At 68.3% G+C, this 18,975-nt stretch carries 20 protein-coding genes; 8 read left to right on the top strand and 12 right to left on the bottom strand.

The features are described 5' to 3' along the window. Both CAL29_RS14570 and CAL29_RS14565 read left to right on the top strand, forming a co-directional pair. Positions 1–1,401, top strand: a complete 1,401-nt coding sequence (locus tag CAL29_RS14570; protein WP_143277666.1) for a S41 family peptidase — start codon at positions 1–3, stop codon at positions 1,399–1,401. A gap of 74 nt (positions 1,402–1,475) precedes the next feature. Continuing rightward, entirely contained in the window at positions 1,476–1,976 is a 501-nt protein-coding gene (locus tag CAL29_RS14565) for a hypothetical protein (protein ID WP_094854098.1), read from the top strand. A 43-nt stretch (positions 1,977–2,019) separates the two neighbouring features. On the opposite strand, the gene CAL29_RS14560 is transcribed toward CAL29_RS14565, so the two are convergent. From CAL29_RS14560 to CAL29_RS14525, 8 genes are all read right to left on the bottom strand, one after another. Then, positions 2,020–2,928, bottom strand: coding sequence for an alpha/beta fold hydrolase (locus CAL29_RS14560; RefSeq protein WP_306430686.1), 909 nt, complete (start codon positions 2,926–2,928; stop codon positions 2,020–2,022). Positions 2,929–2,987: 59 nt separating this feature from the next. Next, entirely contained in the window at positions 2,988–3,911 is a 924-nt protein-coding gene (locus CAL29_RS14555) for a fumarylacetoacetate hydrolase family protein (protein WP_094853696.1), read from the bottom strand. Positions 3,912–3,921: 10 nt separating this feature from the next. Continuing rightward, positions 3,922–4,629 carry a GntR family transcriptional regulator gene (locus CAL29_RS14550; RefSeq protein WP_094853695.1) on the bottom strand — a complete coding sequence of 236 codons (708 nt, stop codon included), beginning with the start codon at positions 4,627–4,629 and terminating at the stop codon, positions 3,922–3,924. A 148-nt stretch (positions 4,630–4,777) separates the two neighbouring features. Beyond that, on the bottom strand, positions 4,778–5,560 hold the full coding sequence (gene hpaH / locus CAL29_RS14545; RefSeq protein ID WP_094853694.1) for a 2-oxo-hept-4-ene-1,7-dioate hydratase: 783 nt from the start codon (positions 5,558–5,560) through the stop codon (positions 4,778–4,780). Positions 5,561–5,601: 41 nt separating this feature from the next. Continuing rightward, on the bottom strand, positions 5,602–6,480 hold the full coding sequence (locus CAL29_RS14540; protein WP_094853693.1) for a fumarylacetoacetate hydrolase family protein: 879 nt from the start codon (positions 6,478–6,480) through the stop codon (positions 5,602–5,604). Further along, entirely contained in the window at positions 6,477–7,349 is an 873-nt protein-coding gene (locus tag CAL29_RS14535) for an amidohydrolase family protein (RefSeq protein ID WP_094853692.1), read from the bottom strand. The genes CAL29_RS14540 and CAL29_RS14535 overlap by 4 nt, the downstream gene beginning before the upstream one ends. After that, entirely contained in the window at positions 7,346–7,738 is a 393-nt protein-coding gene (locus tag CAL29_RS14530) for a RidA family protein (protein WP_094854097.1), read from the bottom strand. Before CAL29_RS14530 ends, CAL29_RS14535 begins: the two co-directional genes overlap by 4 nt. Positions 7,739–7,830: 92 nt before the next feature. Continuing rightward, positions 7,831–8,802: a Bug family tripartite tricarboxylate transporter substrate binding protein gene (locus CAL29_RS14525; RefSeq protein WP_094853691.1), complete on the bottom strand. Its 972-nt coding sequence runs from the start codon at positions 8,800–8,802 to the stop codon at positions 7,831–7,833. A 300-nt stretch (positions 8,803–9,102) separates the two neighbouring features. On the opposite strand from CAL29_RS14525, the gene CAL29_RS14520 reads away from it, so the two are divergent. After that, a complete protein-coding gene (locus tag CAL29_RS14520) occupies positions 9,103–9,732 on the top strand; it encodes a flavin reductase family protein (RefSeq protein ID WP_094853690.1) in 630 nt (209 codons plus the stop codon). Between the two features lie 10 nt (positions 9,733–9,742). Continuing rightward, positions 9,743–10,534, top strand: a complete 792-nt coding sequence (locus CAL29_RS14515) for an IclR family transcriptional regulator (protein WP_094853689.1) — start codon at positions 9,743–9,745, stop codon at positions 10,532–10,534. Between the two features lie 12 nt (positions 10,535–10,546). Here CAL29_RS14515 and CAL29_RS14510 read toward each other — a convergent pair whose 3' ends face one another. After that, entirely contained in the window at positions 10,547–11,215 is a 669-nt protein-coding gene (locus tag CAL29_RS14510) for a LysE family translocator (protein ID WP_094853688.1), read from the bottom strand. Positions 11,216–11,290: 75 nt separating this feature from the next. Beyond that, positions 11,291–12,175, bottom strand: a complete 885-nt coding sequence (locus CAL29_RS14505; protein ID WP_094853687.1) for a LysR family transcriptional regulator — start codon at positions 12,173–12,175, stop codon at positions 11,291–11,293. A gap of 163 nt (positions 12,176–12,338) precedes the next feature. Here CAL29_RS14505 and CAL29_RS14500 point away from each other — a divergent pair, with 163 nt between their 5' ends. The 3 genes from CAL29_RS14500 (at position 12,339) to CAL29_RS14490 (ending at position 14,850) form a co-directional block, all read left to right on the top strand. Beyond that, on the top strand, positions 12,339–13,214 hold the full coding sequence (locus CAL29_RS14500; protein ID WP_094853686.1) for an amidohydrolase family protein: 876 nt from the start codon (positions 12,339–12,341) through the stop codon (positions 13,212–13,214). Between the two features lie 130 nt (positions 13,215–13,344). Further along, entirely contained in the window at positions 13,345–14,328 is a 984-nt protein-coding gene (locus CAL29_RS14495) for a tripartite tricarboxylate transporter substrate binding protein (RefSeq protein ID WP_094853685.1), read from the top strand. Between the two features lie 141 nt (positions 14,329–14,469). After that, positions 14,470–14,850 (top strand): hypothetical protein, encoded by a 381-nt coding sequence (locus CAL29_RS14490; protein ID WP_094853684.1) that lies wholly within the window; start codon positions 14,470–14,472, stop codon positions 14,848–14,850. A gap of 43 nt (positions 14,851–14,893) precedes the next feature. Here the strand turns inward: CAL29_RS14490 and CAL29_RS14485 are convergent, their stop codons facing one another. Continuing rightward, positions 14,894–16,129 (bottom strand): pyridoxal phosphate-dependent aminotransferase, encoded by a 1,236-nt coding sequence (locus CAL29_RS14485; protein WP_094854096.1) that lies wholly within the window; start codon positions 16,127–16,129, stop codon positions 14,894–14,896. A gap of 56 nt (positions 16,130–16,185) precedes the next feature. Beyond that, positions 16,186–16,923, bottom strand: a complete 738-nt coding sequence (locus tag CAL29_RS14480; RefSeq protein WP_094853683.1) for a GntR family transcriptional regulator — start codon at positions 16,921–16,923, stop codon at positions 16,186–16,188. A gap of 383 nt (positions 16,924–17,306) precedes the next feature. Here CAL29_RS14480 and CAL29_RS14475 point away from each other — a divergent pair, with 383 nt between their 5' ends. After that, complete coding sequence (locus CAL29_RS14475; RefSeq protein ID WP_094853682.1) at positions 17,307–18,971, top strand: thiamine pyrophosphate-binding protein; 1,665 nt, start codon at positions 17,307–17,309, stop codon at positions 18,969–18,971. The last annotated feature ends 4 nt before the right edge of the window (positions 18,972–18,975 follow it).

The raw sequence follows: 18,975 nt of genomic DNA, 5'->3' as shown, positions 1-18,975 counted from the left end.
TTGCCGGTCGCCTGCGCGATCTTCATGGCGGCTACGGCGCCGGCGGCCGCGGCGGCGCCATCCACCCAGGCTGAAATCGGGACCGCGCTCGCCGCCGTCGTCGACCGGATCGCCGAACAGTACGTCGACCCGGTCGACGCCCGTACGCTCAGCGTGCAGGGCCTGCGCGGGCTGGACGCCCTGGCCGCCAACGCGCCGCCCGAGCAGGGACAGGCCAGGCGGCGGGCCATCGGCCGGGCCATCCAGGCCGAGGAAACGGCCGCCGGCGTCGCGGCGCAGACGGGCATAGTGGCCGATGAGATCATGCGCTTCCCCGCGGGCGCCGAGCGCGACGCGGCCTTGGAGGCGGCGCTGCGCGCCATGATGACGAGCCTGGGGCCGTACAACCGGCTGGCGTCGCCCGCGGAAATGGCGCCGCCGCCGGCCTCGGTCGGCCTGGAATTGAGCCGGCGCGACGACGCGCTGACCGTGGTCCGGCCCCTGCCCGGCAGCCCGGGCGAACGCGCCGGCATCCAGCCGGGCGACGTCATCCTTAGCATCGACGGCCGCCCGGCCAAGGACCTGCCCCTGCCCGAAGCCGTGGCCTTGCTGCGCGGCGCGCCCGGCAGCAGTCCCGCGCTGGAGATCCGCCGGGCGGGCGCGGCGCAGGCGCTCGTCGTGCATCCGGTGCGCGGGCCGGTGCAGCCCCCGCCTTCGCTGCGCTGGACGCTGCACGGCGACGTGGCCGTGATCGGCATCCGCGCCTTCGACAACACGACGCAGGAGAATTTCAGGGTGGCGATCCGCGCGGCGGCCCTGCGCGCCGATACGTCGCTCGGCGGCCTGGTGCTCGATCTGCGCGGCAACGCCGGCGGACTGCTCGACGTGGCCCAGGCCCTGGGCGGCATGCTGTTGCCGCCTGGGCTCCGCATCGCGACCCTGCGCGGCCGCACCGAGGCCAATGCCCGCAGGCTGGTGGCCCGGCAGCAGGACGTGGTCGAGGGCCTGCCCATGGTGGTGCTGGTCGACAGCCGGACCGGCGCGGGCGCGGAAATCGTGGCGGCCGCGCTGCAGGACCACGGGCGCGCGCTGCTCATCGGCCAGAAGACCGCAGGCGCCGGCACCATACAGACCGTGCTGCCGCTGCCCGACGGCCTGGGCGCGATGGTCCTGACCACCGCGCGCGTGTACCGGCCGAACGGCGCAAGGATAGAGACCGCCGGCGTCACGCCCGACCTGCTGCTCGACCCGGCGACGGGCCAGCTCACGGTGCGTACGGACCTCGCGCCGGATTTCAATGAGACGCTCGCGAAGCACGTGGCCGAGGCCTTGGCGTCGGCGCCGCCCGGCAGCGACCTCGCGCAGGCCGCCGCCCTGGCGGCGATACCGGACACCCGCGCCGGCGGCGGCACGCCCCGCTAGCGGCTGGTGTCGTGTCCCGGCACGTTATGATGGCGGCCTGTCCGCGGACCAACGAAAGCAGGAGCAATACCGTAGTGAACGACATCGACATCCCGGACGCGGACGCCGCCGAAGACAGCAAGATCCAGGAAGCCAGGCTGTGGCGCGACGACGGCTGGACGGCCCGCGTCATCAAGAACGAGGACGACGACGGCTGGGCGGTGGAAATGACGCAGGACGGCCAATCCGAGCCGGCGCTGGTCGGTCCCTGGACCATGGGCCGCGACAAGAAGAATCCCAAGCCGCTCGACCCGCCGGCTTTCTTCACGCTGGTCAAGACGGCCAACGAAGTCCTGCGCCGCCATGAGCAGCAACTGCACGCGACGCTGCACAAGAGCGTGAAAATCGATGCCGCCGAAGGCCGGCTGACCGTCAAGCTGGACATCGTGCCCGACGAGGACGATCCCTACGCCCTGTTGAGCGCCTACGACGAGTCGGGCGAGCAACTGGCCGAGATCCGCGTGGCGCCCACCTACAAGCTGAACGTGCAGCGCGCCTCGAATTGGGCGGCCGGCGGTTTCGGCAGGGACGGCTGAGGCGCCGCGCGGCCATTCGGCGGGCGCCGCATGCCGCGCGCCGTCATCGGGGCAGCGATTTCTCCCACTTGACCAGCGCGTCCACCACGGCGGCGGGTTCCTCGGGCACCAGGGCGTGGCCCGCGCCGGGAATGACCACCAGCGTCACGCGGCCGCCGAACTCGTCCTTGACTTCGTTGCGCGTGGCCGCCGGCTTGAAGGGATCGTTGCCCGCTTGCAGGTCCAGCATGGGCGCCTTGCCGCCCGACCACCAGTCGGACTGCCTGGTCGCCTTGCCCGCCAGGCGCTGGCTCTCGTTGACTTCCGGGTACCAGCCCTTGAGCCAGACGCTGGCGTCATGGCCCGGCGCGAAGAAAGCGAATTGCAGCGACTTCAGCCGTTCGGCGTCGGGCAGCGACAGGTCCGAACTGCGGTCCACGTGCTCGCTCAATCCCGGCGGATAGGCCTTGGCGGCGGCCGCCACGATGACGACGCCGCGAACCAGATCCGGATGGTCGACGCTGGTGGTGCGCGCGACCCAGTTGCCGAAGGCGTGGCCGACGATGACCACCGGCTGCCTGGCCTGGTCCCGGATCACCGCCGCGACGTCGTTGCCCAGGTCGTGCAAGGTGATGTTCCGCATGGGACCGACGCTTTGCCCGATGCCGCGCGGCTGCGGGTGGATCACGCGGTAGCCCCGCGCCGCCAGGCGCTGGGCGACGTCGTCGAAGTCCTCGGCGCCGCGGCCGCGCGAGGGCAGCAGCACCAGCGGGGTCCCCTTGCCCTCCTCTATCACGTCGATGCGGACGTCGGGCGCGGCCTGGACCAGGACGTGATGGCGCGCGGCGTCCATATCCGCATTTGCGGCATTCGTCCCATTTGCTGCATTCGCCGCATTTGCCGCATGCGTCGCGGGGCAGCCCAGGAACGCGCTCGCCAGTCCCAACGCCAATGCCGCCATTCTCGTTTTCATCGTTGTCTCCTTCCCGGGGCCCCTAGGGGATTCCCAAATCCTGGCTGCCGTATGCAACGTCACGCCACGATCTGGTTCGTCAGTTCGCCGATGCCTTCGACGCGCGCCTTCACGACGTCGCCGACATTCAGGCAGCGCGGCGGGATGGCGGCGTAGCCGACGCCCTTGGGCGTGCCCGTCGAAATGATGTCGCCCGGCAACAGCGTCAATCCCGCCGACAGTTGCGCGATGACGGCCTGGACGTTGAAGATCATTTCGTCCGTACTGGCCGATTGGCGGAGTTCGCCATTGACCTCCAGTTCGAGACGCTTGGCGTTGGGATTGCCGAACGCCGACTTGTGCAAGATGACCGGTCCCATGGGGCAAGTCGTATCCAGGCCCTTGCCCTTGAACCATTGGCCATGGCGGCGTTGCAGGTCGCGCGCGGTGACGTCGTTGACGATGGTATAGCCGAAGACGTGATCCAGCGCGTCGGCCTCGGAGATATTGACGCCGCGCTTGCCGATGACGATGGCCAGCTCGACCTCGTAGTCCAGGCTGTTGGTCAGCGCCGCGTGCCGGTTGACGTCCCAGCCGTGGCCGACGACGGCGGTGGACGGCTTGGTGAAGAATTCGATCGCCTCGGGAAAGGTATTGGCCGGAATGCCCTTGGCGATATTGCCCTCGATGATGTGTTCGCGATAGTTCCGGCCCACGCAGAACACGTTGCGGCGGAGCTGCACGGGCGGCAGGAAACGGATCTGGTCCACGTCGACCGCGTGCCCCGCGTTGCCGGGGTTCTCCACCAGCCGCGCCAATTCCTGCAGCGGCGTCGCCTCGGCGTCGATCAATGCGTCCAGCGACAGCGGCAGGCCGGCGGCCTCGCCGGGAGGAAGCGCGCGGACGGCGGCGGTGACGTTGAAGACCTTGCCGTCGTCCAGGGCGATGCCCAGTTGGGGGTCGAGGCCTTGCTGCCGCGCGTCGAGAAAGGACAGGAATTTCATGTCGATGGACTCAGGAAAAGGAGTGGGAGGGTTCGAGGGATTGCTTGACCGCGTCGAGGATCGCGCGCACGTGCGCACGCGCCAGGCTTTCGGCGGCATCGGGATCTCGCCGATGGATGGCTTCGATGATCTCCAGGTGGTCGTTCAGGGACTGGTCGCGCCGTTGCAGGCGCGCGATGACCTGGCGGCGGGCGCTGGTCTGCCGATGTCCGAACGATTCCCAGATGCGCGCCAGCAGGCCATTGCCCGACAGGCGCATGATTTCCTTGTGAAAAAGCACGTTGGCCTCGGCGTAGGCCTCGTCGCCCTCGCGGTCGCGGCCGCGATCGCCCTTTTCGCCGCTTCGGCCGGACGGCGCCTGGAACGGCGCGAAGATGGCGCGTAGCTGCTCCACGTCGCGTCCGGATGCGTTGAGCGCCGCTTCCCGCGTCGCCAGCCCTTCCAGGTGCTCGCGGATCTGCAGCCACTCCAGGTACTCCGCGTCGGTGACCGGCATGAGCAAGGCGCCCCTGCCCGGACGCAGGCGGACCATGCCCATGCCGTCGAGCCGGATCAGCGCTTCGCGCACCGGCGTGCGGCTGACGCCCAATTGCTCCGCCAGCGCCTCCTCGCCGATGCGCACGGGCTCGGTCAGCCCTTCGCGCAAGGACTTGAGGTGCTCGTTGACGGCGTCGAAAACGCGGGTGCGGCCGACGTCGGGATTTGTCTCTCTGACCATGCCTGTGTGCAAGGGGAAATTATTTTGCACAAGTATATGGTTTTGTATACAGGATGACAACGCCTATATATCGGTCCAGGCAACCGATAAATCGCCGCGCCGTGATCGCGCCCCGCACGACCAAATCCCGCGCCGCCCTTTTCAGTTTTCAGGAAAAGTGGACGGAGATGCCGCCCAGCTTGCCGTAGTCGGCGTGCAGCGTGTCGCCCGGCCCCACGGCCACGGTCCGGGTGAACGACCCGGCCAGGACGATGTGGCCCGCTTCCAGGCCGGCATCGTGCAGGGCCAGTTTGTTGGCCAGCCAGGCGATGCCCAGCGCCGGATGGCCCAGCACCGCCGCCGACACCCCGGATTCCTCGATGACGCCGTTCTTCAGCAGGATGGCGCCCACCCAGCGCAGGTCGACGTCCATCGGCCGCACCGGCCTGCCGCCCAGGACGATGCCGGCGCAGGCCGCGTTGTCGGCGATGTTGTCGACGATGGTGCGCGGATACTTGCTGCGGCCGTCGATGATCTCCAGCGCGGGCACGACGTAGTCCGTCGCGTCCAGCACGTCGAACAGCGACACGCCGGGGCCGCGCAGGGGCTTGCCCAGCACGAAGGCCAGCTCGACCTCCACGCGCGGCACGATGAGCTTTTCCGTGGAGATGTCCTGGCCGTCCTGGAAGAACATCGTATCGAGCAGGTGGCCGTAGTCGGGCTCGTCGATGCCCACGGTGCTCTGCATGGCCTTGGACGTCAGGCCGATCTTGTGGCCGCGCAGGCGCGCGCCGCCGGCGATCTTGCGGTCGATGATGCGTTTCTGGATGTCGTAGGAGTCCGCGATCTCCATCCCCGGGAAAGCCTGGGCCAGTTGCGTGGTGGGTACGCCGGTGCGCTCGGCCTCCAGCAACAGTTCGGCGGCGCGCGCACGGTCTTGTTCATTGAGCATGGGAAGTCCTCGGAAGTCTTTGCGGGCATGCGCGGCCGCGTTTACGCAGCGGCCGTCTCATCGGCCACGGTGTTCGACAGCGTGCCGATGCCCGGCACCTCCACTTCGACCACGTCGCCCGGTTCGAGAAAGCGCGGGGGATCGAAGCGCACGCCCGCGCCCACCGGCGTGCCGGTCGAGATGACGTCGCCCGGCTCCAGCGTGGTCCAGATGGAGATGTAGCGGATCAACTCGGCGAAGGGGAACATGAGGTTGGCGGTGGTGTCGTGCTGCCGCTGCTCGCCGTTGACGCGGGTGGTCACCGTCAACGGCGCCGCGGGATCGAATTCGTCCGCGCTCGCCATCCAGGGTCCCATCGCGCCGCTGCGGTCGAAATTCTTGCCCTGCGTCACGTTGAACTTGCCGTGGCGCACCCAGTCGCGCACCGTGCCCTCGTTGCAGCAGGTCAGTCCCGCGACGTGGGACCAGGCGTCGGCCGCCGCGATGTGCCGCCCGCGCTTGCCGATGATGAGGGCGATTTCGCCTTCATAGTCCAATTGCCGGGACACGCGCGGACGCAGCAAGGGCTCTCCGTGTCCCACGAACGAGCCCGGGAAACGCGGAAAGACGCTGGGATACGCGGGCGGCGCGCTGCCGTCCTTGTATTCCTCGTTGCGGTTGCCGTAGTTGACGCCCACGCAGATGATCTTCTCCGGCGCGGGTATGGGCGGCAACAGCCGCACGTCCGACAGGCGCAGCGGACTGCCGCTTTCCGTATTGCCTGCTCCCGCCGCGCGGCGCGCCAGTTCGGGCAAGGCCTGCGCCGCGATCGCGGCGCGCAGGCTGGCGTGGCCCTGTTCGCTGAGATCGACGATCTCATCCTCGCCGCGCAGCAGCCCGAAGCGCTCGCGGCCCCGATATTCGAAGGAAAGCCATTTCATTTGTCGTATCCAAAGAGGCGGGCCGGGTTGTCGACCATGATTTTCTTCAGGGTGTCCGCGTCGCCCGCGTAGCGCGCCACCAGGTCGACCAGGCGGCCCTCGTCGGGCGTGGCCTTGACGGATACCGGATGCGGCCAGTCGCTGCCCCAGATCACGCGGTCCGGATTGGCCTGGATCAGCGCCTGCGCCAGGGGCACCACGTCGTCCCAGGGTTCGCCGGCGCGGGACAGTTTTTCCGAGAGCGACAGCATCACCCAGAAATTGCCGCGCTCGAGCAGTTCCAGCAGTTTGCGGCGGCTGGGATCGCTCTCCCCCGCCGCGGGGTTGGCGCGTCCCATATGGTCGATGATCACGGGAATGTCCAGATCCTCGAACTGCTCCACCTGGGCCATGATGCCGTCGGGCTCGGGCTGGAATTTGGCGTACCAGCCCAGTTCGCGCAGGCGCGCGATGGACCGCCGGTAGACGGCCGGCTCCATGCTGATGCCCAGGCCCTGGCGGGTGTAGCGGGCGCCCCGCACGCCGGCGTCATGCAGCTTGGCGATATAGGCATCGTCGCGCTCGGCCAGCACCGCCGCGTTGGCGCAGCCGCGATAGTTCGGCCCGGCCGCCGCCAGGCCGTCCAGCACGACCTGGTGGTCGGCGCCGTAGGTCGTCGCCTGCACGATGACGCCGCGCTCGATGCCGAGCAGGCGATGCAGCTTCAGGGCGACCTCGATGGTCGCGCTGGGCATTTCATAAGCGGCGCCCGGACGCACCGGATAACGGTCGGCGGGGCCGAACACGTGGAACTGGCTGTCGCAGGCGCCGGCCGGCAGCCGGGTGCGGGGCGCGCTGGGATGGGGCTGGAAGGATTGGTATTGGGTCATGCCGCCTCTCCTTGCAGGACGGCGATGAAGTCGCACTCGATGAGCTTGTCGCCGTCCAGGTCGGCCTTCATGGTGTGGCGCGCGGGACGGTCCTCGGGATTCGGGAAGGCGCGCAGCCAGACCGCGTTCAGGGCGGCCCGCTGGTTGCGGTCGCGCATCCACACCGTCATCTTGACGATGTCCGCGAGCGAGCCGCCGCCCGCCTCGACGATGCGGCGCACATGGTCGAACATCAGTTCGCATTGGCGTTCCATCGTCGCGCCATAGGCGCCGGTGGCGGGATCGGTGCCCTGGATGCTGCCCGAATAGAGCATGCCGCCGATACGGCAGGCGGCGGGAATGGGGTTCTTGTGGCTGAAGCCTTCGGCGTAGATGCTGCGTCTGCTCATGGCGATGTCCCGGAAAGCGCGCGATGCGCGGTGATGGCGGTTCGGCGCCGCATGGCCGGTTCCCGCGAGGGCCCCGGCCTGCGTGGCGGAAGTCAATTGGCGGTGATGTGCGCCTGCTCGATGATGGGCGTCCAGCGGGCGTCCTCGGCGGCCAGGTAGCGGGTGAAGTCCTCCGGCGAACTGGCGCGCGCCTCGGCGCCCAGGTCGTCGAAGCGCTTGACGATGTCGGGCTGCTTGAGGATGCCGTCCAGCGCCTTGCTCAATTTGGCGAGTATTTCCGGCGGCGTGCCCTTGGGGGCCAGCAAACCGGTGAACGTCGACGCTTCCACGTCCTTGATGCCCGCCTCGGCGAACGTCGGCACGTCCGGCAGCATCGGCACCCGCTGCGCGGTGGTCACCGCCAGGGCGCGCAGCTTGCCGTCCCGGATGAAGGGCGACGCCACCGAGACCTGGTCGAACTGGAAGTCGACCTGGCCGCCCAGGAGATCGGTATTGGCGGGCGCGTTGCCCTTGTACTGCGCCGTGGTCCAGCGCGCGCCGGTGACGTGCTGCAGCAACTCGCTGACCAGGTGATTGGTCGTGCCCGCGCCGGGCGACGCCATGGTCAGCTTGCCCGGCTCCTTCTTGGCCAGCGCGATCAGTTCGCCCAAGGTCTTCACCGGCAGCGACGGTTTCACTTCCAGCACCAGCGGGGTATAGGAAATCGAACTGATCGGCGCGAAATCGCGGTCCCACTTGTAGGCCTCGCGCTTGAAGATCAGCGGGCTGAACAGCAAGGGGCCGTTCGCCGCCATGAACAGCGTGTAGCCGTCGGGTTCGGAACGCGCCACGTACTCGCCGGCGATCATCCCGCCCGCGCCGGGCTTGTTCTCGACGATGAAGGTCTGCCCCAGGGCCGATTGCAGGCCGGGCGCGATCAGCCGCGCGGCCACGTCCACATTGCCGCCGGGCGGGTACGGCACGATGATGCGCACGGGTTTGTCGGGCCAGGCGGCGTGGGCGATGGAGGCCAGGCCGGCCAGCGCGACGGCGGCGCAGGCCCGCGCCAGAAAGCGGTGGGTCATGATGGTTGTCTCCGGTGTCGTGTGTGTCGATCTTGTGAGGACAAACTCTAGGAATTTGCGCGCCGCGCGACAACGCAAAAATTCCTGAAAAGTCCAAATGCCGGACTTAATCCGGGAATGAGTTTTTCGGCGTGGTGACGCTGTCCGCTGGAAACGCCGAAAATGGCGGTGAATAGCCGGGCAGGCGTGGCCGGGCGCCCGCCATCGCGCCGGCTGCGGGGCCGGCCGATAGTTCATTACTTGGACGCCCGACGCCGGTGGCCAGGAACACCAACGAGACAGAGAGAGACAAATCCCATCATGCGTATCGCCGCGCAGGAACTCACGCCGGAACAGACCTACAAGCTCATGAGCGGCATCGTGGTGCCGCGTCCCATTGCCTGGATCAGCACCCTCGGCCCCGGCGGCAAGGTCAACCTCGCCCCCTTCAGTTGCTACACCTTCGTCTCGAATACGCCGCCCATGATCGGCGTGAACCTTGGCCGCAAGGCCGGCCAGCGCAAGGACACGGCGCGCAACATCCTCGACCATGGGCATTTCGTGGTGAACGTTGGCGACGAGACCCTGCTCGACGCCATCCATGCGAGCGCGGAGGAACATCCGCCCGAGGTCAGCGAAGTGGAATTGCTGGGACTGGAGGTGATCCCCGGCGAACGCATCGCCACGCCGCGCCTGGCCGCCGCGCCCATAAGCATGGAATGCCGCTTCCATAGCGTCACGCCCTATGGCGACACCGGCGCCGAGTTCTTCGTCGGCGAAGTCCTGGTCTTCCATATCCGCGACGGCCTGGCGCGCGACGGCAAGATAGACACGGAGCGGCTGCGCCCGGTGTGCCGCATCGGCGGCCCCAACTATGCGTCCCTGGGGCCCATCGTCACCAAGCAGGCGATACGGCAGACGCCGAAATCCGTCATGCCGGGCAAACCATGACGGAAAGACCATGAGGGATGCAACCGAGGACACCCCGGCCGGCGCGCAAACCGTGCGGCGCGCGGTCGCCATCCTGCGCCTGGTCGCTTGCGGCCAGGAACGCGGCGTACGCCTGATCGACCTGGTGCGCATGTCGGGCCTGAACCGGCCGACCGTGCACCGGCTGCTGAAGACCCTGATCCAGGAAGACGCCATCGAACAGGATCCCGAGACGCGGCGCTATCTCATCGGCCCGGAGATCAGCCTGCTGGGATTGGCGCGCACGCGCCGCTTCCCGCTGCAAACGCTGGCCGATCCCTATCTCAGCGAACTGGCGGACCAGGTGGGCGACACCGTGTTCCTGAGCATCCGGCACGGCCACGACTCGATCTGCATAGGCCGGCGCACCGGACGCCATCCCATACAGGTGCTGTCGATCGAGGTCGGCGTGCGTCGTCCCCTGGGCGTCGGCGTGTCCGGCGTGGCCCTGCTCGCCTGCCTGACCGAAGAGGAATGCGCCGCCGTGGTCGCGGCCAACGCGGCGCGCCTCGCGGTGCTGGGAGAGAACCCGGCGGAGATCCTGGCCCGGGTCGCCCGCGCCAGGACGAGCGGCATCGCCCATGCGCCCATCGGGCTGATGCAAGGCACCAGCGCCGTCGCCGTTCCCATCCCCGGCCCCGAGGGATCGGCCCTGGGCGCCGTCACCGTCACCGCCATGGCGGAAAGGCTGGCGCACGACAACTTTCCCAGGGTCGTCGAACGCATGCGGATCGCGGCCCAGGCCATTGCCCGCCGGCATGCCGAGATCGCCGCGCGGCGCTAGAAATAAATTGCGCTAGGGCCGCAGCGTGGCGGCGATGCGGGCCGCCACGCCGATGAACAGCGTGCCGACGGCCCGGTCCACCCAGGTCTTGACCGTCACGTTGCCGGAGAGCCCGCGCGACACGCTGGCGGAAACCCAGGCCACGATGCCGTTCCAGACGGTCGACATGGCGATGAAGATGCCGCCCAGCACCAGGAAGGCCAAGGTCCTATGTTGCGTGTCGGGCTCGACAAATTGCGGGAAGAAGGACAGGAAGAACAAGGCAACCTTGGGATTCAGGACGTTGGTCAGGAAACCTTGGGAAAACAGCTTTCCATAGGATTGCGCCGGCCGCGCGCGCCGTCCCGCCGCGGGCCTCCCGGCTGTTGCGGCGGAAGGCTTGCGGCCGCGCGTCGCCCAGATCATGCGCACGCCGAGATACGCAAGGTAGATGGCGCCCGCGCATTTGATGGCGGCGAACGCGTACACCGACGTGGCCAGCAAGGCGCTCAGGCCCAGCGACGCCGCGAGCACGTGAACGCAGCAGCCCGCGGAAATGCCGAAGCTCGACACCAGCCCCGCCGCCCTGCCCTGCGCCAGGCTGCGCCCGACGACGTAGGCGGTATCCGGGCCGGGGGTGACGTTCAACAGGAAGGTCGACAGGACGAATAGCGGCAGGTGTATCAGGCCGAGAGAACTCATGCATGTGCCCGGGTGGATGGCGCGGCTAAGCACCTAAGCGGATGAACGGATGGCCGGATTTTATTTCGATTGCGTCTAGGCGCCCAGATCCAGGCCGGCGAACAGGTCCGCGAGCGTGGGCACGGACCGCACCGGCCAGATGGCGCTGAGATCGAAACTGGGCAGGTCGTGGCCGTCCGCGACATCGCAGAAGCGCACGCCGCGAAAATTCAGCGCGCGTATCCACGTGGGCAGCAAGCCCACGCCGCAACCGCCGGCGACGCAGGCCAGCACGGTCAGCGTGCGGTTGGCCTCCTGGGCCACATGGGTTTCGTGGCCGGCCTTGCGCATCGCGTCCAGGATGCCTTCGTACAGGATGGGCAACTGCGCGCGCGGATACAGGACCAGCCCCGCCTCGGCGATCTGCGCCAGGGTGACCGTCCCGTCGCCGCCGACGGGAAAATCGTCCGGCACCGCGGCCACCAGGCGGTCGCGCAGCAACTGGCGTTCGCGCATGCGGCCGCCTACCGCCACCGGCGTGTGCATCAGGCCGATGTCGATGACGCCGGCCTGCAAGGCGTCCGCCAATTCCGCGTTGCTCATTTCGCGCAGGATCACCTTCACGCCCGGCGCGCGTTCCCGCAATTGCCGCAACGCCCTGGGCAAGGTGTCGAACAGCGCCGTGGAGACCAGCCCGACGGTAAGCTGGCCGGCGATGCCGCGGGCGATGTCCCGCGCCTGGGCTTCCGCCGCGTCGATGCGGGCCACGCTGGCGCGCACGTCCTCCAGGATGGCGCGGGCGGCCGGCGTCAGGGCGGCGCCCCGGCGCGAGCGCTCGAACAGCCGCACGCCCAGGCTCTTCTCCATGCGGACCAGCGCCTGGCTGAGCGCCGGCTGCGCCACGCCCAGCCAGGCGGCGGCGCGGCTGACGCTGCCATGGTCGGCAACGGCGAGGAAGTAACGCAGGTGTCGGGTTTCCATGAGGGACGTTGAGTTTTCATCGGTATCCGGCGGCATATCCAGGGAGGCTGCGGCCGGCGGGATCCATATCATATCGATATATCAGAACCGCGCCAGGAGAATAGATCAATATGGACGGCCGTCTTAGTATTCCGTCCAGGAAAGTCCCAAGAAAAAAGTCCAGATGGAGACACCGTTGTCCCTCGCCACGCCCCACCCTGGTCCCACAGGCAATCCCGGCGCCGCGCCGCGGATCGCCGCGGTCGATACGCATGCCCACGTCTTCGAACAAGGGTTGGGACTGGTCGCGGGCCGCCGCTATACGCCCGACTACGACGCCCGCCTGGACGACTATCTGGGCCAGTTGGACGCCAACGGCATGTCGCATGGCGTGCTGGTGCAACCCAGCTTCCTCGGCACGGACAATTCCTATCTGTTGGACGCCCTGGCGCTGCAGCCCCACCGCCTGCGGGGCGTGGTGGTCGTGGATACCGATATCTCCGACGAGGCCTTGCGCGACATGGCCAAGGCCGGCGTCCGCGGCATGCGGCTGAACCTGATGGGCCGGCCAACGCCCGCCCTCGACAGCCCGCCCTGGCGCCGCCTGCTGGAGCGCGTCACGGCCCTGGGCTGGCATGTGGAAGTGCACCTGCCCGCCGCGCGCCTGGCGGAGGTCCTGCCGCCGTTATTGCAGGCGGACTGCGCCATCGTCGTCGATCATTTCGGACGGCCGGATCCCGCGCTGGGCATCGACGATCCCGGATTCCAGTATTTGATACAGCAGTCCGCGACCGGCCGCGTCTGGGTGAAGCTTTCCGGCGCCTATCGCAATTGGCCGCCGGAACAGGCGTCCGCGCTGGGCCGGGAGGCCGCGTGCCGCCTGCTGGATGCCTACACGCCGGAGCGGCTGGTGTGGGGCAGCGACTGGCCGCACACGGAACATCGGCATATCGCCTACGCGGACACCCGGCGCTGGCTGGCAGACTGGATCGACGACCCCGTCGTCCGGCGCGTCCTGCTGGTGGATACGCCGGCGCGGCTATTCCATATCTTGCAATGACGGCCTTTCCGGACAGCATGCCCCGATAACGCTTCCCCGCGACCAACCCACGATCTGATTTTTCCACGCCGGGCAGGCTCGCCCGGATGCCCCAAGCCGATACCCATACCGACAATTGCAGGAGACACCCATGCGATTCAAAACGCCCCTGACCCATCTGCGCCGCTGGCTGGGCGCATTCGCCCTGGCGGGCGCCGCCGCCACCGCCTCGGCCGCCTATCCCGAGCGTCCCATCACCCTCGTCGTCACCTATCCGCCCGGCGGCACGGTCGACGTGGTGGCGCGCGTGATCGGCCCGCGCCTGGCGGCCATCCTCGGCAAGCCCGTCATCATCGAGAACCGCGGCGGCGCGGGCGGGATGATAGGCGGCGCGGTGGTGGCCAAGGCGGCGCCGGACGGCTACACGCTGATGCTGGACGCCTCCAACCATGGCCAGAACCCCGCCCTGCACAGCAAGATGATGTTCGACACCCTGCGCGATTTCGCGCCCGTGTCGCTGCTGCTGCGCGTCCCCAACGTGCTGGTCGTCACGCCGTCCTTCCAGGTCAAGACCGTGCAGGACCTGATCAAGCTCGGCCAGAGCAAGGAAGGCGAACACGTGTACTTCGCCTCTTCCGGTCCGGGCTCGGCCCAGCATCTGGCCGGCGAACTGTTCAATATGGAAGCGCACACGCATCTGCAGCACGTCGCCTACAAGGGCGGCGGTCCCGCCATGGTGGACGTGATGTCCGGCCAGGTGCCCGTGATGTTCGCCAGCATGGCGTCCTCGTGGACGCACGTGCAGAGCGGCAAGCTGCGCGCGATCGCCGTCGGCGGCGACCATCGCTCCGCCGCCGCCCCGGATCTGCCCACCATCGCGGAATCCGGCGTGCCGGGATACTCGTCCTATGAATGGAACGCGGTGTTCGCGCCCGCCGGCACGCCGCCCGAAATCGTGAACCAGGTGTCCCAGGCCTTGGCGCAGGTGCTGAAGGATCCCGCCGTCGCCAAGCAATTGACCGACATGGGCGCCGAACTGGTCGGCTCCACGCCCGCGGAGCTGGACACCTTCCGCCGCGCCGAAATCGACAAATGGAAGAAGGTCGTCAGCGAAGCGCACCTGCAACTGGATTGACGGCAGGCCCGAGGCGCGCCGCCCTCCCCGGCGGCGCGGCCTGCCGATTTACGGAGAAAAGGGCTTAGGGAAGAACGGGCGCTTCCGCAAGCCGCGGGCCGGATCGTGTAAGGTAGCCGCGTCTCATCACAGGAAGCCTCGATGCCTCTCCGCCATTTCATCAAGCTCTCGCTACTCGCCGGGGCGGCCGTCTGCGGCCTGGCTGCCCTGCCCGCCTGGGCGGACGCGCACTGCGAGCAGTTGAACGACAAGCTCTCCGGCCCGGACGACAACTTCCGCCCGCCCCTCTCCGCGACGGCCGAACCGGAGGCGCCATCGAAGCGGGTCTACCTGCGCAGCGCGCCCGACGAGCAATGTGCCGCCGGCCAGCCTTTCATCGTGCGCGGCGACCGCGTGGTCGTGTACAAGCCCTACAAGGAATGGATGCAGGTCATGTACGTCTCCAAGAGCGGCGACGACTATACCGGCTGGGTCAGGGAAACCGAACTGCGCGAAACGGGCACCCTGGGACCCGGCAACTGAAAGATGGGACAGGCGCCGGGCGAGCCCGCCCGGCGCCTGTTCGTCAGCGCAGCGCCTTCACCGCGGCGGCGATGCGCGCCATCGCCGTCTTCAACTGCGCTTCCGAGGTCGCGTAGCTGATGCGGAAGTACGGGGCCAGGCCGAAGACGGTGCCCGGGACGACGGCCACGTCATGCGCGTCGAGCAGATACGCGCAGAAATCCGCGTCCGTCTCCAGCACCTTGCCGTCCGGCGTGGTCTTGCCCAGCACGCCCGCGCAACTGGCGAAGGTATAGAACGCGCCCTCGGGCCGGCGGCAGCGGATGCCCTCGATGGCATTGAGCGCGGCCACCACCAGGTCGCGGCGGCGCAGGAAGGACGCGCGGCGCTCTTCCAGCACGTCCTGCGGGCCGTTCAGCGCCTCGATGGCGGCGGCCTGCGAGATCGAGCAGGGATTGGAGGTGCTCTGGCTCTGCACCACGGCCATGGCCGCGATCAGCTCGCGCGGCCCCCCGGCGTAGCCCAGGCGCCATCCCGTCATCGCGTAGGCCTTGGACAGCCCGTTGACCGTCAGCGTGCGATCGGCCAGGCGCGGCTCGATCTGCGCCATGGTCTTGAATTCGAAGCCGTCGTAGATCAGGTGTTCGTAGATGTCGTCCGACAGCAGCCAGACGTGCGGATGGCGCAGCAGCACCTGGGCGATGGCGCGCAGGCGCGCTTCGTCGTAGGCCGCGCCCGAGGGGTTGGACGGCGAGTTCAACATCAGCCAGCGCGTGCGCGGCGTGATGGCGGCTTCCAGGTCGGCCGGATCCAGCAGAAAACCGTTTTCCTCGCGCCCGGGCACCTGCACCGTGACGCCGCCGGCCAGGGTGATCATGTCGGCGTAGGAGGTCCAGTACGGCGTGACGACGATCACCTCGTCGCCCTCGTCCAGGGTGGCCATCAATGCGTTATGCAGCACCTGCTTGGCGCCGGCGCCCACGGTGATCTGGTCGACGCCGAAGGTCAGGCCGTTCTCGCGCTTGAACTTGCCGACGATGGCCTGCTTCAGCGCCAGCGTGCCGTCCAGCAGCGTGTACTTGGTTTCGCCGGCCTCGATGGCGCGCACGGCCGCGGCCTTGACGTTTTCCGGCGTATCGAAATCCGGCTCGCCCGCGCCCAGCACGATGACGTCGCGGCCTTCGCGCTTGAGTTGCGCGGCGCGCGCGCCGATGCGCAGGATTTCCGAAACTTCGATGTTGGCGATGCGGCGGGCGCGGCGCAGCGGGGTGGCGGGAGCAAGAACTTCGGACGTGGACATGGAGACGATGGCCTTCAAAAGGGTTGGCTATTGGGGTTGGCTGTTCGGATGAGGGTTCAGGCAGGCTTGAGATCGGCCGGCGTCATCTCGCCGGCCAGGCGCGCCTCGGCGTAGTCCGCCAAGGCGTTGCCCATGTAGATTTCGGCGTAGCTGCGCCGGGTCAGGTCGATCACGTGGTCGAGGTGATGGTCGATGTGCGCCGTCATCAAGGCCTGCACCCGCGCGAGATCCCTGCCCTGCAAGGCGCGCACGATTTCCGGATGGTCGTTGCGGGTGTGGTCGCGGCGGGCGCGCAGGTCCATCCAGCGCGCAAAGCGGATGCGTTCATTGATGGAGCGCACCGAACGCAGGAATTCGGCGTTGCCGGCCAACGTGGCCAACCGCTCGTGGAAAGCCTCGTCGCGCCACAGCAGGCCGATGGCCTGGGCATCCGTCTCGGGCTCGTCGCGGCTTTCCTCGACGAAGGCCGCCAATGCGGCCAGGTCCTCGTCGCTGGCGCGCTGGCAGACCAGGCGCACGACGCCCAGTTCCACCGTCGCGCGGTATTCGTAAAGTGCCAGGAGGTGCTGGGCGTCCAGCGCCCGCACGGTAAAGCCGCGCGCCGGCGTCGCGGTCAGGAAGCCCTCGGCCGCCACCCGCGCCAACGCCTCGCGCACCGGCGTGCGGGATACGCCCAGTTGGCGCGCCAACTCGACTTCGTTGATGCGTTCGCCCGGACGCAGGCGGTAGGTCGTGGCCATCGCCTTGATGCGTTCGTAGATGTTGGCCTGGACGGCCGAGGATGATGCTGTCATGAAAAGGTACCGATCTTCCGCCCATCCATGCGCTGGACGGATTGCGCCCCGGAACGACGCTTGGTCATGGCGCGCGCTCCGAGCCCCCGCCGACGTTCCCGCCGCGGGTTGTACATGATATCCGTCCGCATCGCCAGCGCCTTGGCGCACATCCTTTCTCCGTGGTCGGCCGGCCGCCCCGCTTCCCCGGACACGGCGACATGTCCCCCGGAGCGCGCGAGCGGCAAGGATCCCGAATCGATCGGTGATTCCTGTATCTTACACCGTATACACATGATGATTATTGTTCTGTATGCAGTCAAGTGTTATGCTCCATTCCCCTCGGATTTCCTTCACCACGGGCAGGTTTTCTTGCATCCGGCCCCCACACGAGACGCTCATCCATGACCGCTGATCTCTCCTCCTGCCCCGAACGCAACGGCGGCCAGATCCTTATCGACCAACTGCGCATCCAGGGCGTGGAACGCCTGACCTGCGTGCCCGGCGAAAGCTATCTGGCCGCGCTCGACGCGCTCTATGACAGCGGCGTCGAGGTCATTTCCTGCCGCAACGAAGGCGGCGCGGCGATCATGGCGGAGGCCTACGGCAAGTTGACCGGACGGCCCGGCGTGTGCTTCGTCACGCGCGGTCCCGGCGCCACCAATGCCAGCCACGGCGTGCACATCGCCATGCAGGACTCGACGCCGATGATTCTTTTCATCGGCCAGGTCGACCGCTCCATGCGCGAACGCGAAGCCTTCCAGGAAGTGGACTACCGCGCGTTCTTCGGCGGCATCGCCAAGTGGGTGGTGGAGATCGACAGCGCGGCCCGCGTGCCGGAACTCGTGGCGCGCGCCTTCCGCGTCGCCATGCAGGGCCGCCCGGGCCCGGTGGTGATCGCGCTGCCGGAGGACATGCTGGTCGAGACCTGCCGCGTGCCGGACGCGCCGCGCGTGGAGGCCGCCGAGGCCTGGCCCGCCCCCGCCGACCTGGCGCGCTTGTCCGCCCTGCTGGCCGATGCCCGCAAGCCCATCGCCATCCTGGGCGGATCGGGTTGGGACGAGGCGGCCTGCGCGGCGTTCGCCCGCTTCGCCGAACGCGCGCAATTACCCGTGGCGACGTCCTTCCGCCGCGCCTCGCTGATGGATGCCGATCATCCGAACTACGCGGGCGACCTGGGCATCGGCCCGGACGCCAAGCTGAAGGCGCGCGTGGCCGACGCCGACCTGATCCTGCTGGTGGGCGGGCGCCTGTCCGAAATGCCGTCCTCGTCCTATACCTTGCTGGACGTGCCCGTGCCGCGGCAGAAGCTGGTGCACGTGCATCCCGGATCTGAAGAATTGGGACGCGTCTACCAGCCCACGCTGGCCATCCAGGCCAGTCCCAAGGCCTTCAGCGCCGCGCTGGAGAACCTGTCCGTGCCGGCGGCGCCGGCCTGGGCCGGCTCGGCGTCCGCCGCGCATGCCGAATATCTCGCCTGGACCGATACGGCGCGCACGCTGCCCGGGGACTTCCAATATGGCGAAGCGGTCACCTGGCTGCGCGACCGCCTGCCCAAGGACGCCATCATCTGCAACGGCGCCGGCAACTATGCGGGCTGGCTGCATCGCCATCACCGCTTCCACCGCTACGGCACGCAGTTGGCGCCCACCAGCGGCTCCATGGGCTATGGCGTTCCGGCCGCGGTGATGGCCAAGCGCCAGCGGCCCGACAGCGTGGTCGTGGCATTCGCGGGGGATGGCTGCTTTCTCATGAACGGCCAGGAATTCGCCACCGCCGTTCAATATGACGCGCCCATCATCGTGGTGGTGGTGGACAACGGCCAGTACGGCACCATCCGCATGCACCAGGAACGCGATTATCCCGGCAGGGTCGTGGCGACGCGGCTGGCCAATCCCGATTTCGCGGCCATGGCCATCGCCTTCGGCGGCCATGGCGAGCGGGTGGCGACCACCACTGAATTCGCGCCAGCCTTCGAGCGCGCCCTGGCCTCGGGCAAGCCGGCCATCCTGCACTGCCGGCTGGATCCGCGCGCGCAATCGCATGCGCGGGATCATGGAGTGAATTGACCGG

Origin of the sequence: Bordetella genomosp. 10, from assembly GCF_002261225.1 — a bacterium.
GTDB lineage: Bacteria > Pseudomonadota > Gammaproteobacteria > Burkholderiales > Burkholderiaceae_B > Bordetella_C.
The sequence above is the reverse complement of the archived record's forward strand: the minus strand, read 5'-3'. Positions and strand labels throughout refer to the sequence as shown.

Coding starts and splice junctions, on each gene's coding strand:
- CAL29_RS14515 (WP_094853689.1), top strand. CDS start 9,743: ATGAGGGATGCAACCGAGGACACCCCGGCCGGCGCGCAAACCGTGCGG.
- CAL29_RS14480 (WP_094853683.1), bottom strand. CDS start 16,923: ATGACAGCATCATCCTCGGCCGTCCAGGCCAACATCTACGAACGCATC.
- hpaH (WP_094853694.1), bottom strand. CDS start 5,560: ATGCTCAATGAACAAGACCGTGCGCGCGCCGCCGAACTGTTGCTGGAG.
- CAL29_RS14490 (WP_094853684.1), top strand. CDS start 14,470: ATGCCTCTCCGCCATTTCATCAAGCTCTCGCTACTCGCCGGGGCGGCC.
- CAL29_RS14560 (WP_306430686.1), bottom strand. CDS start 2,928: ATGAAAACGAGAATGGCGGCATTGGCGTTGGGACTGGCGAGCGCGTTC.
- CAL29_RS14530 (WP_094854097.1), bottom strand. CDS start 7,738: ATGAGCAGACGCAGCATCTACGCCGAAGGCTTCAGCCACAAGAACCCC.
- CAL29_RS14485 (WP_094854096.1), bottom strand. CDS start 16,129: ATGTCCACGTCCGAAGTTCTTGCTCCCGCCACCCCGCTGCGCCGCGCC.
- CAL29_RS14500 (WP_094853686.1), top strand. CDS start 12,339: ATGGAGACACCGTTGTCCCTCGCCACGCCCCACCCTGGTCCCACAGGC.
- CAL29_RS14495 (WP_094853685.1), top strand. CDS start 13,345: ATGCGATTCAAAACGCCCCTGACCCATCTGCGCCGCTGGCTGGGCGCA.
- CAL29_RS14505 (WP_094853687.1), bottom strand. CDS start 12,175: ATGGAAACCCGACACCTGCGTTACTTCCTCGCCGTTGCCGACCATGGC.
- CAL29_RS14510 (WP_094853688.1), bottom strand. CDS start 11,215: ATGAGTTCTCTCGGCCTGATACACCTGCCGCTATTCGTCCTGTCGACC.
- CAL29_RS14525 (WP_094853691.1), bottom strand. CDS start 8,802: ATGACCCACCGCTTTCTGGCGCGGGCCTGCGCCGCCGTCGCGCTGGCC.
- CAL29_RS14555 (WP_094853696.1), bottom strand. CDS start 3,911: ATGAAATTCCTGTCCTTTCTCGACGCGCGGCAGCAAGGCCTCGACCCC.
- CAL29_RS14475 (WP_094853682.1), top strand. CDS start 17,307: ATGACCGCTGATCTCTCCTCCTGCCCCGAACGCAACGGCGGCCAGATC.
- CAL29_RS14535 (WP_094853692.1), bottom strand. CDS start 7,349: ATGACCCAATACCAATCCTTCCAGCCCCATCCCAGCGCGCCCCGCACC.
- CAL29_RS14550 (WP_094853695.1), bottom strand. CDS start 4,629: ATGGTCAGAGAGACAAATCCCGACGTCGGCCGCACCCGCGTTTTCGAC.
- CAL29_RS14520 (WP_094853690.1), top strand. CDS start 9,103: ATGCGTATCGCCGCGCAGGAACTCACGCCGGAACAGACCTACAAGCTC.
- CAL29_RS14540 (WP_094853693.1), bottom strand. CDS start 6,480: ATGAAATGGCTTTCCTTCGAATATCGGGGCCGCGAGCGCTTCGGGCTG.